Annotated in this window: 9 protein-coding genes; 5 read left to right on the top strand and 4 right to left on the bottom strand. The window is 72.3% G+C overall.

Annotated features, from left to right (window positions below; genetic code table 11):
• The 4 genes from AB0B66_RS08965 to AB0B66_RS08950 form a co-directional block, all read left to right on the top strand.
• Positions 1–1,344 (top strand): family 43 glycosylhydrolase (locus tag AB0B66_RS08965; RefSeq protein ID WP_360525234.1); only part of this gene is annotated, 1,344 nt, incomplete at its 5' end.
• Between the two features lie 343 nt (positions 1,345–1,687).
• Positions 1,688–2,875 (top strand): endo-1,4-beta-xylanase, encoded by a 1,188-nt coding sequence (locus AB0B66_RS08960; RefSeq protein ID WP_360525231.1) that lies wholly within the window; start codon positions 1,688–1,690, stop codon positions 2,873–2,875.
• A 467-nt stretch (positions 2,876–3,342) separates the two neighbouring features.
• The gene (locus tag AB0B66_RS08955; protein ID WP_360525228.1) at positions 3,343–3,957 is read left to right on the top strand and encodes a polysaccharide deacetylase family protein; all 615 of its coding nucleotides are present in this window, start codon (positions 3,343–3,345) and stop codon (positions 3,955–3,957) included.
• Between the two features lie 71 nt (positions 3,958–4,028).
• The gene (locus AB0B66_RS08950) at positions 4,029–4,919 is read left to right on the top strand and encodes an alpha/beta fold hydrolase (protein ID WP_360525225.1); all 891 of its coding nucleotides are present in this window, start codon (positions 4,029–4,031) and stop codon (positions 4,917–4,919) included.
• Positions 4,920–4,924: 5 nt separating this feature from the next.
• Here AB0B66_RS08950 and fxsT (AB0B66_RS08945) read toward each other — a convergent pair whose 3' ends face one another.
• On the bottom strand, positions 4,925–7,666 hold the full coding sequence (gene fxsT, locus AB0B66_RS08945; protein ID WP_360525222.1) for an FxSxx-COOH system tetratricopeptide repeat protein: 2,742 nt from the start codon (positions 7,664–7,666) through the stop codon (positions 4,925–4,927).
• A 175-nt stretch (positions 7,667–7,841) separates the two neighbouring features.
• Here fxsT (AB0B66_RS08945) and fxsT (AB0B66_RS08940) point away from each other — a divergent pair, with 175 nt between their 5' ends.
• The gene (fxsT, locus tag AB0B66_RS08940; protein WP_360525218.1) at positions 7,842–11,054 is read left to right on the top strand and encodes an FxSxx-COOH system tetratricopeptide repeat protein; all 3,213 of its coding nucleotides are present in this window, start codon (positions 7,842–7,844) and stop codon (positions 11,052–11,054) included.
• A 59-nt stretch (positions 11,055–11,113) separates the two neighbouring features.
• Here fxsT (AB0B66_RS08940) and AB0B66_RS08935 read toward each other — a convergent pair whose 3' ends face one another.
• From AB0B66_RS08935 to AB0B66_RS08925, 3 genes are read right to left on the bottom strand one after another with little or no spacing between them, the layout of a single operon-like run.
• Positions 11,114–12,442, bottom strand: a complete 1,329-nt coding sequence (locus AB0B66_RS08935) for an HEXXH motif domain-containing protein (protein WP_360525215.1) — start codon at positions 12,440–12,442, stop codon at positions 11,114–11,116.
• Complete coding sequence (locus AB0B66_RS08930; RefSeq protein ID WP_360525212.1) at positions 12,439–13,695, bottom strand: FxsB family cyclophane-forming radical SAM/SPASM peptide maturase; 1,257 nt, start codon at positions 13,693–13,695, stop codon at positions 12,439–12,441. Before AB0B66_RS08930 ends, AB0B66_RS08935 begins: the two co-directional genes overlap by 4 nt.
• Positions 13,692–13,883 carry a hypothetical protein gene (locus AB0B66_RS08925; protein ID WP_203688072.1) on the bottom strand — a complete coding sequence of 64 codons (192 nt, stop codon included), beginning with the start codon at positions 13,881–13,883 and terminating at the stop codon, positions 13,692–13,694. The genes AB0B66_RS08930 and AB0B66_RS08925 overlap by 4 nt, the downstream gene beginning before the upstream one ends.
• Between the last annotated feature and the right edge of the window lie 38 nt (positions 13,884–13,921).

Below are 13,921 nucleotides of genomic sequence, written 5' to 3'. Positions count from 1 at the left end.
CTCTTCCACCTCGTCTACAGCGACGTCGCCAGCTTCGCCAGCGGCTACTGGGACCCCCAGAACTACCTGATCACCGCCCCCGACATCACCGGCCCGTGGTCGGATCCGGTCGTGCTGCACTCGCACGGGTTCGACGCGTCGCTGTTCCACGACGAGGACGGGACCAGCTGGCTGCTGGCGATGAGCGCGGACTGGCGGCCGGGCCGCGACCGCTTCGGCGGCATCGAGATCCAGCGCTACGACCGGGCCAAGCGGCAGCTCGTCGGCAACGCGCAGATCATCTTCACCGGCACCGCGGCGGGCCTGACCGAGGGCCCGCACCTGTACCGCCACGACGGCTGGTACTGGCTGGTCACCGCGGAAGGCGGCACGAGCTGGGAACACCAGGTCACCGTCGCCCGGTCGCGCAACCTGCACGGGCCGTACGAGGTCGACCCGGTCGGGCCGCTGCTGACCTCGGTCGGACGGCCCGACCTCACGCTGCAGAAGGCCGGACACGGCAGCCTGGTGCAGACCCAGCACGGCGACTGGTACCTCGCCCACCTGGCCGCCCGCCCGTACACCCCGCTCGGCAACTGCGTGCTCGGCCGCGAGACCGCCATCCAGAAAGTCGACTGGACCCCCGGCGGCTGGCCGAGCATCCCCGGCGGCATCCCCGCCGACGAGATCACCGCGCCGGGCCTGCCGGTGCACGCCTGGCCCGCCGAACCGGCCACGGACCACTTCGACGCGCCGCAGCTGTCCACCGCGTGGTCGACGCTGCGCCGCCCGGCCGGACCGGAGTGGCTCGACCTGCGCGCACGCCCCTCGCACCTGCGCATCCGCGGCGGGCAGTCGCCGGTCGGCAAGCAGACCCCGAGCCTGGTCGCCCGTCGCGTCGGCGCAACCCGGTGCTCACTAGAGACAGTCGTCGAGTTCGACCCTGCCGACCACCGCCACCTTGCCGGGATCACCGCCTACTACAACACCCTGAACTGGCACTACCTCTACGTGACCCGGGCCGACGACGGCCGGGCGGTGCTGGAGCTGCTCAGCTCCGACAGCGGCCGGCGCACGGTCTACCCGGAACTGACCGTGGACGCCAGCGCCGCGGGCCGGGTCGGCTTGCGCGCGGAGTTCGACGGCCCCGCGGTGCTGTTCTCCTACGACCTCGGCGACGGCTGGCGGCCGCTGCCCGTCGAGCTGGACGCGACGATCCTGTCCGACGAGCACGCCGCCCTGATCATCGACGGCGAGCCCGCCGCGTGGGGCTTCACCGGCGCGTTCCTCGGCCTGTGGGTGCAGGACCTCGGCAACGACGGCGTGCACGCCGACTTCGACCACGCGACCTATCTCGAACACTGACCCGTCCCGCCGATCGGGGCCCGGCCGCGCGCCGGGCCCCGATCGCGCACTGCCGGACGAGACAACGACCTGCGCACATGTCTATGACCGAAACTTTCGGGGCTGAGCTGCGCCTATTCGACGCCACACCAAGGGTTTCCGGAAATTCCGACGGTTGACGACCTTCGACACCCATCGTAATGTTTCGGCGTAGTAACGGAACTTGAGCCGCAACTACCGCGCCGGGCGCGGGAGGGCATTCTCCGCCCGCGGCCGCTTTCGCCGCTCACGCGTCATCCGCACCATCGCAAACTCCCGTGCCACTTCGTCGACCCCGTCGACCGCTCACCACGGAAGGAACGCCATGAGATTCAAACGGTGGATCGCCACCGGCGCCGTCGCCATCGCGACCGTCGGCGCGCTCAACACGCTGCCGGCCTCGGCCGGTCATCCGTACAACCCGGCCGACCAGAGCCTGCGCAACCTCGGTCTGCGCCACGACCTGTACATGGGCACCGCGGTCTCCATGGCCGCCCTGAACGACCCGGCCGACCCCCGCTACCGCGAACTCGTCGCGGCGGAGTTCTCCACGGTGACCGCGGAGAACGAGATGAAGTGGGAGAGCCTGGAGCCCACCCGCGGCACCTACAACTGGGGCCCGGCCGACGAGCTGATCGCCTTCGCCAAGCAGAACAACCAGCGGGTGCGCGGGCACGTGCTGGTGTGGCAGAACCAGCTGCCCGGCTGGCTCACCACCGGCGTGAACGACGGCTCGATCACCACCGAGCAGCTGCGCGAGATCCTGCGCAACCACATCACCACCGTGGTGAAGCACTTCAAGGGCAAGATCTGGCAGTGGGACGTCGTCAACGAGGCCGTCAGCGACCCGTGGGACACCCCGTCCACCCTGCACTACAAGGGCTTCTGGGCACAGCACCTGGGTCCGGACTACATCGCCGACGCGTTCCGCTGGGCGCGCGCCGCCGACCCGAAGGCGCTGCTGTTCTACAACGACTACAACATCGAGGCCTTCGGCTCCGGTGACCCGGCCAACGACAAGACCCAGTTCGTGTACGACATGGCCAAGAGCCTGCTGGCCCAGCGGGTGCCGATCGACGGCGTGGGCAGCCAGGGGCACCTGGGCACGCAGTACGGCAACTACGACACCCTGCAGGTCGCCGCGGCGCTGAAGAAGTTCGCCGGGCTCGGGCTGGCGACCGCGTTCACCGAGGTCGACGTACGCAGCCAGCTGACCGAGGCGGTGCAGAACGGGGACTCCAACGAGATCAACCCGCGGCTGCAGGCGTCGGCGGCGAACTACAGCGTGCTGCTGCAGGCCTGCCTGGCCGACCGGCACTGCCTGTCGTTCACCGTCTGGGGTTTCACCGACAAGCACTCCTGGGTGCCGGGCTGGTTCGGCAACGAGGGCATGGCCAACATCTACGACGAGAACTACCAGCCCAAGCGGGCGTACAACCTGATGAAGGGCGACCTGATCTACACGGGTCCGCCCTACGTGCTCCCGCGTATACCGCAGAAGCCGCGCAAGTAGCGGCAGTCGCCGGCGAGGGCCCGGCCGGTCTGGTCTCCAGGCAGGCCGGGCCTTCCTCCGTCGGGAGAGTGGGGCCGGGCGGCGCGACGCAGGCGGGCGGCCCTACACCGCCCGGCCGCCGTCGTGTCCTCGCGCCGCCCGGCGACACCGGGCCCCTCGGAACGGCCCGGCCCGCGGCCACGCCGCCGGCCTGCCGCCCGGTCGCGCCAGGAGGCACCCCGGCGCAACCCCGTGCGGTCGCCACCGCCGGTCTCAGCGCCTCCTCCAACGCGCCGGGACGGCGGCGAACGGCCGACACCCTGGCCACAGCATCCGCAGTATTTTGGCTGACACCGACCGCCGTCAATGACTTTCGGAAAGTATCGGAACCGCGGCCCGGCTCGGTGACCGAAAGCTCTCGAAAATCGTTGACCCTGCGCCGGCAGTGCGCGGAAAATGAGATCCGCGACCGGGAGAAACGTTTCTACGTGACTACAGAACAGTTTCCGTCTGTCATCGACACCGCACGCGGCGACGGCGATGTCGTCAGTTTCACCTTCGACGACGGCCCCCACCCCACGCACACTCCGCGCCTGCTCGACGTGCTGCGCAGGCACCAGGTCAGAGCCGTGTTCTGCCTGCAGGGCGACCAGGTCGAGCGGCATCCCGAGATCGTGCGCAGGATCGCCGCCGCCGGGCACCCGCTGGGCAACCACAGCATGCACCACGACGACATGAGCACCTGGGCGCCCGAGCGGATCGCGGCGGACCTGCGCCAGACCGACGCCGCCATCCGCCAGGCCCTGCCACCAGCCCGCATCCCCTACTTCCGCGCGCCGTACGGCGCCTGGGGCAGGAGCCCGGCCGTGGCCGCGTCGCTGGGCATGCGGCCGCTGGGCTGGCGGCTGGCGATCGCCGACTGGGAGACCCCCGGCACCGATGAACTGGTGCGCCGCCTGGAGGAGGGGGTCACCCCCGGCGCGGTCGTGCTCATGCACGACGGCGGCGGCGACCGCAGCCAGACCGTCGATGCCGTCGACCGCGTCATCCCGATCCTGAAAGCCCGTCACTGGCGGTTCACGCTGCCCGAGACGGGCCGCTGACCCGACACTGCATCGATCGACGTCACCATGGTGAAACCTCGATGTCGTACCCTCGACGCGGGGAGGTCGCCATGCCTGATCCGCGCCGATCGCCTTCGCGGCTGGTGCCGTCGCCGCGGGGCGGCGTGCTGTCGGTCGAGGTCTCCGGCGCGCCGGACGGGCGTCCCGTGTTCCTCATGCACGGCACGCCCGGCAGCCGCAGCGGACCGCGGCCGCGCAGCATCGTGCTCTACCGGATGGGCGTGCGCCTGGTCTCCTACGACCGCCCCGGGTACGGCGGCTCGACCCGGGTCCCGGGCCGCCAGGTCGCCGACGCCGCGGCCGACGTGGCGGCCATCGCCGACACGCTGGAGCTGGACCGTTTCGGGGTCATCGGCCGCTCCGGCGGCGGCCCGCACGCGCTGGCCTGCGCGGCGCTGCTGGCCGACCGGGTGACCCGGGCTGCGGCGCTGGTGGGCATCGCTCCACCCGACGCGCCCGGGCTGGCCTGGTTCGACGGCATGGCGCAGTCCAACACCAACGACTACGACATGGCCGACCGGGACGTGGCGCTGTTCACCGAGCGGCTGCTGGCCCGTGCCGACCGCGCCCGCCGCGACCCGGAGAGCCTGATGGCGGCCCTGCGCGGCGAGCTGACCCACTCGGATCTGCGGGTCATCGACGACACCGCGATCCGGCGCCTGATCACCGACAACTACGCCGAGGCGACGCGGTTCGGCGGCCACGGCTGGGTCGACGACGCGCTGGCGTTCCGCCGCGAGTGGGGGTTCCAGCTGTCCGATGTGACGGGCGAGGTGCTGCTGTGGCACGGCGCCGACGACGCGTTCTCGCCGGTCGGGCACACCGAGTGGCTGGCCAGGCGCATCGCGCACGCGTACGTGCAGGTCCAGGCGGACACGGCGCACTTCGGCTCGGTCGAGATCCTGCCGCAGGCGCTGGCCTGGGTAACAGCCGGGCCCTGAACCCCTCAGCCGGGGAACGGGTCGTGGTGCAGGGTCGCCGTCTGGTCGCGCAGGTGGCTGAGCTGGCGGTGCAGTTCGGCGTGCGAGGCCGGGTCCGCGGTGCGGTCCAGCGCCTGAGTCCACAGCTCGTCGAGCCGGCGGCTCAGGGTGCGGCTCTCGCCGGTGTCGCCGTGCAGCTGCAGATAGCGCAGCCGGTGCAGGAGCAGCTGCCGGACGGCGGCGTCACCGCACTCGGCCGCGCCCGAGGCGTCCAGGTGCGGCCACAGCGCCCCGTACGCGGCCCAGGAGCGGGGGTCGTCGACGTCGGCGCGGGGGCGGGTGGCGGCGAGCACCAGGTGGGCGCGGTGCCGGTTGGCGGACAGGTCGGCGTCGGTCATCCGGGACCGGACCACCCGTTGCAGGACCGGGTGCATCAGCACGCGCGCGCCGCCGGCGTCCTGGCCGCGTACGTCGAGGCGGACCAGGGCGAGCCGGTTGACCGTCTGCAGCAGCTTGCCGCGTTTCCAGCGGTCGGTGAGGGCCGGGTCGACCTCGCCGAGGGTGGCGGCGAGCGCGTCGCTGTACACGATGTGCAGCGGGATCTCCGGGGCGAGCAGCGCGCAGATCTCGATCAGGCGGTATGCCGCGGGGGTCTCCTCGCCCAGCCTGCGCAGTGACGCGTCCCAGGTGAGCTGCAGGTTGGGACCGAGGCGGCCTGGTTCGACGAGCAGGTCGGCCGGGGGGCGGCCGGTGTCGGCCAGCCAGATGCCGGCCGCGGCGACGGCGATCGGCAGGTCGGCGACGGAGGCGGCCAGCTGCACGGCTTCGGAGTCGCGGATGGTGGGCAGGCGGTGGCGCAGGTGGGCGATGCTCTCGACCCGGTCGAACAGGCCGACTTCGAGCAGGTCGGCGTGTTCGGCCCAGCCGGGGTTGCGAGAGGTCACCACGACGTGCCCGGACCCTCGGGGCAGCAGGCCGACGGCCGCGTCGATGTCGTCGGCGCCGTCGATGACGATGAGCCAGTGCCGGTACATGCGACCGCGTTCGAGGGCGGCCAGCGCGGCGCGGGCGGTGGCGGCGGGGGTCGGGCGCGCCGCGACCGCCAGGTGCGGCGCGAGCGCGGCGAGCTGGGCGGTGATGTCTGCGGTGGCGTCGATCCACCAGACGAGGTCGTAGGCGCCCGCGTAGCGGTGGGCGTACTCGACGGCGAGCTGGGTCTTGCCGATGCCGCCCATGCCCTGCACGGCCACGCGCGCGCCGGCGGGCAGCAGGGTCGCGTCGTCGTGGTCGCGCAGCCGGGCGCGCAGCAGGCGCAGGTCGTCGTCGCGCCCGGTGAATCCGGGGTCGCGGGGCGGCATGTGGAACATCATGGGCGGCAGGCCGGGGAAGCGCACCGGTGGATGTGCCGGGTCCAGGGCGGTCGCGGCGTGGCCGAGCAGGGTGAGCAGGCCGGTGCTGGCGGCGAGGACGTCGTCGCCGGACAGGCGCACGCTGTGTGCGGCGTCGAAGGCGGTCACGGCGGCGACGTCGGCGACGTACACGGCCAGCGGCGGGTTGGCGGCCGGGGCGCGCTCGTCGCGGGTGAGCCGGGCGAGCGCGGCGGCGTTGGCGGCCGAGACGATCGTCAGCCGGCGCCCGTGGCCGCGGCCTGGCGTGTTGCCGGGTGTCGGATCTGCGACGGTGAGCCCGGCGGAGCGGCAGAGCGAGGCGACCCATTCGGCCCAGACCGCGTCGGTGGCGTCGTAGTGCAGGATCACTTCGGTGACGGCGGGGTCCGGGGTGCGGACGAACCGTGCCGCGGTACGCCGCCGCAGGCCCTCGTCCATGATCGGTGGGCCGGTGACCGCGCCGCGGGTGATGTGGGCGACGAGCTCGGAGTATGCGGCGAGCAGGGTGCCGGGCATGCCGGGCGGGTCGGTGACGGCGGCGAGGATCTCCTCGAACGCGTACGCCGGCTGGTAGGGCACCTCGACGGCGGCCCAGTAGCGGCGGCGCTGGGCCTCGGTCATGTTCGCGGGCAGCCCGGCCATGCGGCGCATGGCGACGGTCCGCCCGGCCTGTGCCTGGGCGGGCTGGGTGGTGTCGACGTGCATCGCGACGGGCAGGATGCGGATGGACCGGTTGCGGTAGCGGGTGGATATCTCCTTGGCCAGCACGGCCGCTCCGTTGATCGCCTGTTCGGCGAAGGTGAAGCAGTTGACCAGGGTGTCGGGCAGGTGCGCGGTGCAGATGTCGGCGAGCTCGGTCAGGCCGGTGCGGCTGTCCACCAGGACGTAGTCGTAATGGCGGCGCATGTCCTCGCGCAGCGCGTCGAAGAACCGGCCGCCGTGGCGGCGTTCGTAGAAGTCGTCCCAGTCGAGGTCGCCGAGCTGGGTGGCGTAGTCGCGGTTCTGCCGGCCCGCGGACAGGAAGTGCACGCTGCCGCCGCCGGGAAAGGACCAGCGCAGCGGCGTCGCATAGCGTTCCACCTGGGCGTAGTGGGCGTACCAGGACGGCTCGCGGGGTTCGTCGGCGGTGGTGGCGTGGTCGAACTCGCGGATCAGGTCGATGACCCCGCCGAGCGCGGACAGCCTGCTCACGTCGAGGAACGGGTGGAAGAAGCGGTGCAGGCCCGGGGACTCGAGGTCCCAGTCGGCGGCGAGCACGCGTCTGCCTGCGGCACCCAGGATCCAGGCCACATTGGCCACCGCCATGGTGCGCCCGGTGCCGCCCTTGAAGGAGTAGAACGTGACGATCTCACCCTGTCGCGCCTCGGCGCCGTTCTGCACGGACGGCCCTCCTTGCGTGTTATATGTATCGATTAAAGCACCCCGCGCCGCCCTTTCGGCTCCTCGTCGCGACCCGCTCGACAGTCGGCAATTCACCGGTTCCGATGTTTTGCCAGGCGGGTCAGGTCGGATAGGATCCGCAGAGGGTGTCGGTTCACAGCTGAAATGAGTGCCAATGGCCGAAACGGTGGGAACCCGAGGCACGCTCGAAAACCTCGTGGAGATGCTCGTACGCGTACCCGAACTCGCCGATCCGGCCATCCGTGACCAGCTCATCGAGCAGATGCGCCTGGTGCTGCGGCGGACGTTGCGAGTCAAGCGTTTCGACGACGTGCGCCACGAGATGTCCAGCCTGGTCAACACTTCCGCGGCGTGCTCCGGTGGGCTGCGGGTGCTCGCCTCGATCGTGGCCGAGCAGCATGTCGGCGACACCTCGGCCATCCGCGCGGCGGTCGCCGAGCTGAGCCCCGGCCTGCTGTCCGGACCGGACCGTGACCACCTGCGCAGCCTGCTGTCGAACCTGGCCGCGAGCCAGGTCGCCGAGGCCGTCGACGGGCTCGGCGGCGCCGAGCAGCTGTACTCGATGCGCACCTGGCGCGACACCGCCGGCGCCATCAAGATCATGGAGGGCCTGCCGATCCCGGACGACGGCGTGCCGCAGGTGCTGGCCTTCGCCAGCCGCCTGTCGGAGCTGCTCACCGGTCCGATCGCGGACGGCCTGCGGACCTGGGTGGACACCGTCGCGGGCGGTCTCGGCGTGGACCTCGCGGCGCTGGTGCTGCTGCGCGGTGGGGCGGGTCCACTGCCCGCCACCGCGGCCCCGGCGTTCACTCCGCCGTCCCCGCGCACCCCCAGCTCGCGGCGGTCCGAGACGCGCGTGGTCGGCGGTGGGGTGCCGATCCGCAACCGTAACTTCACCGGCCGCAGCGAACTGCTGGACCAGCTGTCGGAGGTGCTCAGCAGCGGGGCGCAGGCGGCCGTGCTGCCGCCGACGATCCACGGGCTCGGCGGGGTCGGCAAGACCCAGCTCGTCGTGGAATACCTCTACCGCCACCTCGACGACTACGAGGTGGTCTGGTGGATCCCCGCCGAGCGCACCGCGACCGTGCTCGGGGCGCTGACCCAGCTCGCCGAGACGCTGCGGCTGACCGTGACCGAGGACCGGCAGCAGACCGCGCGCACCGTGCTCGACGCGCTGGCCGGCCTGCGCGTGCCGTGGCTGCTCGTCTACGACAACGCCGACGACCCCGACGCGCTCAAGCCGCTGCTGCCCGCGACCGGCGGCCACGTCATCGTGACGACCCGCAACCCGGAGTGGGGCTCGGTCGGCCGGCCCATCGAGGTCAACGTGTTCCCCCGCGAGGAGAGCATCCAGATGCTGGAGGGCCGCGGCCTGCACATGCGGCCCGGCGAGGCGAACGAGCTGGCCGAGAAGCTCGGTGACCTCCCCCTGGCGCTGGAGCAGGCCGCACTGTGGTGCCGGTCGACGGCGATGCCGGTCAGCGAGTACATCGAGCTGCTGGACAGCCACAGCCGCACCGATCTGCTGTCGGAGTCCAAGCCGTACGGCTACCCGGTCACCGTGACGGCGTTCGTCACCCTGGCCAGCGAGACGCTGCGCACCACCGCCCCGGCCAGTGCGCAGCTGTTCGAGCTGCTGTCGTTCCTGTCGGGTGAGCCGGTGTCGCTGAACCTGCTCAGCCGGGGCCGCTCCGCCGACGTGACCGAGCCGCTGCGCAGCACCCTCAACGACCCGGTGAAGCTCAGCCGCGTCGTGCGCGACCTCAACAACCGCGGTCTGGCCAAGGTGGACCCGGCCCAGCGCATCCAGGTGCACCGCCTGGTCCAGGACATCCTGCGCGACATCCTGCCGCCCGACCTGGCCAAGGTGACGCTGCGCAACACCCAGCGACTGCTCGCCGAGGCCAACCCCGGCGACCCCGACGAGCTGGGCGGCCTGGACGTGCAGGCGGAGCTGGGTCCGCACCTCGACCGCGCACAGATGATCTACGGCGACGAGGAGGCCGTCCTCAAGACGGTCCTGGACCACACGCGTTCGCTGTACATGATCGGTGACTACGAGAACAGCCTGCGGCTGGCCACCGAGGCGGCCGAGGAGTGGACCAAGCCCACCGACGACCCCGAGCGCGGCCCGAACGGTCTGGCGACCCTGCGGGCCCGCAGCATGATGGCCAACGCGCTGCGGGTGCTCGGCAAGGCCAGCGAGGCCGCCGAGCTGGCCCGCGACACCTACGACCGGATGTGCGCCAGCCCCCGGCTCGGCGAGCTGCACGAGTTCACGCTCATCCACGCCAACCAGGTCGGCCACGACATGCGCATCTCGGGGCAGTACAACGACGCCCTGAGTTTCGACACCGCGTCGCTGGAGCGCCACCGTCGGGTGTTCAACGCGACCGAGGCCTACACCCTGCGGGCGCAGGCCAACCTCGCGGTCGACCTGCGGATGATCGGCGACTTCCCGAAGGCGTTCGAGCAGGACCGCGACATCGCCAACCACTGGGAGGACGTCGGCGGTTCCGACCCCCGGGCCCTGGCGGCGTACATCAACCAGGCCCGCAACTACTACGGCATGGGCGCCTACCGGGCCGGTCTGGACTGGATCCAGCAGTGGCGCGAGCCGCTGGCCGAGGCGCTCGGCGCGGGCAGCAGCCAGGTGCTGCTGGCCGAGCGCACCTACGCGATCCTGCTGCGCAAGCTGGGCTACCTCGACGACGCCCGGTGGATCCTGCGGGAGCACTTCGAGCGGACCCTGTCCCGGCTCGGCGACACCCACGAGTTCACCAACGCCGCCGCGGTCAGCTACGCCAACGTGTTGCGGCAGGTCGGCGGCACGTACGAGGCGGCGCAACTGCTCGACGAGGCGATGCCGCGCTACGACGAGTATTTCGGCGTGAAGCACCCGCTGACCCTGGCCGCGAAGGTCAACCAGGCCATCCTGGCGCGCACCATGGGCGACCTGGATCAGGCGCGTGCCCTGAGTGAGACCTGCTACGTCGGCTTCGGCGAGGTGCTCGGCGACAAGCATCCGTACACACTGTGCGCGGGCGCTTCGCTGGCCAGCGATCTGGCGCTGGCCGGCCGGCACGCCGAGGCGTGCGAACTGTCCGAGAAGATGTACGAGGTGAGCCAGGAGCTGTCCGGCGGCGGCCACGAGGCCCGCAACGGCGGCGAGCACCCGTACCTGCTGATGCGCGGCATCAACTTCGCGCACGACCTGCGTGCTGTGGGCCGCACCGCGGAGGCCGACAAGTTGCGGCGCACCTCGCTGCAGGCGCTGCGCGAGGCGCTCGGCGCGACCCACCCTGAGGTGGAGGCGATCGAGCGCGACGAGCGCACCGAGGGCGACATCGAGCCGCCCCCGACCTGATCCCGTAGGCCCGTGGCCCGCCGCCGGAACGTCGGCTGCGGGCCACGGGCCTTTTCGGGTCAGCCCGCGACGAGTTGCTTGTTGCGGTCGAGCCACTGGCGGTGCGAGTCGCTCAGCGCCTCCTCGGCGGCCGCGGCCACGGCCGCGTCCAGCGGTTCGGCCAGCAGCTCGTCGGTGCGCTCGCGCAGCCCGGCGACCAGCCGCCTGCCGGTGTCGGTGAGCGCGCCGGAGGCCTCCACCGCGCCGAGCCCGCGTTCGACCTGCAGTCGCGCCTCGGCGAAGCGTGCGCCGGCCAGGTCGGCGAGGCCGTCCTCGTCGCGCAGCGCCCGCCAGGAGTCGGCGACCCCGACGAAGGCGTACACCCCCTGCAGCAGCCCGGCCAGCGGCCGCGGGTCGGTGCGCCACGGGGCGAAGAAGCGGCGGGTGTCGGCGGGGTCGCTCATCGGGGTGAGGTCGAGCATGCCGCTGAGCTTCGAGTGCTGGAACTCGTGCACCATCGTGACGACCAGGTCCGCCGCCGACGAGGGACGGGTCAGCCCGAACGCGCCGAACGCGTACTTGATCGTGGCGCTGCGTGCCGAGTGCGGGTCGGTCTGCGCCAGCGGCACCAGCACCTGCAGCCCGGCGGCGAGTTCGGCCGCGCGGCCGGGCATCCGGCGCTCCAGCATCCCCCAGGCCTGCGCGAACACGGTCTGCCAGTGGGCGACCTCGGCGTCGTCGAGCCGGTTGGCGGGCGGCGCGTGGTGGCCGTGGCGGTACGGGTCGACATCGTCGAGCGCGACGCCGGGCGCGCCGGGCGCCACGAGCCGGTGCACGGGCTGCCAGCCGGGCACGGTCTCGACGGGACCACCCTGCGCCGGCACCGCGCCCGCGGCGGGTGGGGCGGGCAGCGGCACCACGCGCCCGTGCACGGCGACGGACAGCCGTCCGCCGTCGGCGATCAGCCGGGCGTCGGCCGCGTCGCCCACCGTCAGCGCGCCGTGCCCCGGCACGGACAGCACACCGTCACGGACCGGCACCGGCAGGTCGGCGGGCACACCCGCGGCCGCGGCGGCGACCACGGCGATGCCGCACAGCTGTCCGAAGTCGGAGGCGGCGGCGACGCCGCGTTCGGTGGCGCGGACGGTGATGCCGGTCCACGAGCCGACCAGCGGCGCGCCGAGCACCTGGGCGAACCGGTCCGGCGCGGCGCGGCGGGCCCGTTCGAGGGTGTCGGCGACGGCGTCGCGTTCGGCCTGACTGCCGGGCCAGTTGCGCAGCAGGTGCCCGATGAGCAGCAGGTGGCGGCTGAGCTGCGCGGTCCGCAGCGCGTCGATGGCCGCCGGCCCGCCGTCACCGCGGGCGAGCGCGGCGAACTGGTCGGGATCGAACTCGTGGAAGGCAGTCATCGTTTCTCCGGTTGAGCGGCACGGTTCAGGTCCGCCGCGACGCGCGCGGACACGTGGTCGATGAGGCGGCGCATGTCGTCGCAGTACACCGACGGGTTGCGGAAGCCGGCGCCGGGCCGGTACCGGTGGGCGTAGTGGCCGCCGCCGCAGACGGGGCGCACCGGGCAGGCCTGGCAGGTGCTCGACAGCGCCCGCGCCCCGAGTTGGCGGGCGGCGACGCCGGCGTCGTCGAAGACCCGGTCGAGTTCGTCGCGGCGCACGTCGAGGCCGGTGGCCGCGGCCCCGGGATAGGCGGACTTGAGCGCGTCGACCTGCTCCAGCGCACCGTCGGACTCCACCACCAGCATGCCGGCGGGGCTCAGCCCGACCTGCTCGGAGCCGCTCGCACCGCCCAGCAGCAGGGCCAGGATGTCGTCGAACAGCCGGATCCGGACCGGTGAGTCCCGGCCGTACCAGCGGTCGAACACGGTGATCAGCCAGTCGGCGTACGGCGTCGTGCCGGGCCGGGCGGCGGGCGGCGGCTCACCCCAGTTGGCGTGCGGCAGCAGGAAGTCGATCATCGGCGGGTCGAACGCGGACAGTGCCTCGAACGTGGCCACCGGGTCGGTGTCGGGCGCGACGGTGGTCAGGATCCCGGCGTACGCCGACCGGTTCGCGGGCTCGCGCAGCAGGTCCAGGGCGCGAGCGACGGCGGTGAAGCTGCCCCGCCCGGAGTGGGTGCGCCGGTGCCGGTCGTGATCGGGCTGCGCGCCGTCGACGCTGACCCCCACGCTGATCCCCAGCTCCACCAGCCGGTCGACGGTGGTCCTGGTCAGCAGCACGCCGTTGGTCTGCATACCCACCCGCACCTGGGTGGTCTGCGGCATACGGGCGTGCAGGAAGGCGACGAGGCGTTCGATGCGGTCGAGCCGGAACAGCAGCGGCTCGCCGCCGTGCAGGATCACCTGGACCCGGCGCAGCCCGTGTGCGGTGGCATGCCGGGCGAGGTTGTCGACCGCGGCCTGCCAGATCTCGTCGGCCATCACCGCCGGGCGATCACGCCAGCTCTGGTCGGTCGACTCGTAGACGTAACAGTAGTCGCAGGCGAGGTTGCAGCGCTGGTGAACCTTGAGGATGAGGTCGCGGATCGGTGTCGGCCGCCAGCCGGCGGCGCGCAGCCGCTCCGGATCGAGCTCGGCGTACGGCCACGGTGCTGCCGCTCGCTGTGCCTGCCGCAGCGACGTCATCGCGTCGCCGGCCGACAGCACGGTCACGAGGTGAACGACTGGAAGGCTGAGATGATGCCGTCCGGGTCGTCGAGCGCGCGGATCACTCGGCGGGCCGCCCTGGCGAGGGCGTCGTCGCCGGCTTGGATCGCATCGAGCAGGGGACGATCGGACAGATCAACCAGTGGCGACCATGCTGCGGCCGGAGGCTCCATCGTGATTTCAGCCTTCACCATTTGCTCCCCATCGGGTATGCCATACGGCGACCCTCGCC

Source organism: Catellatospora sp. NPDC049111, from assembly GCF_040648615.1.
In the GTDB taxonomy this organism is placed as follows: Bacteria; Actinomycetota; Actinomycetes; order Mycobacteriales; family Micromonosporaceae; genus Catellatospora; species Catellatospora aurea.
This window is presented reverse-complemented; position numbering and strand designations above follow the sequence as displayed.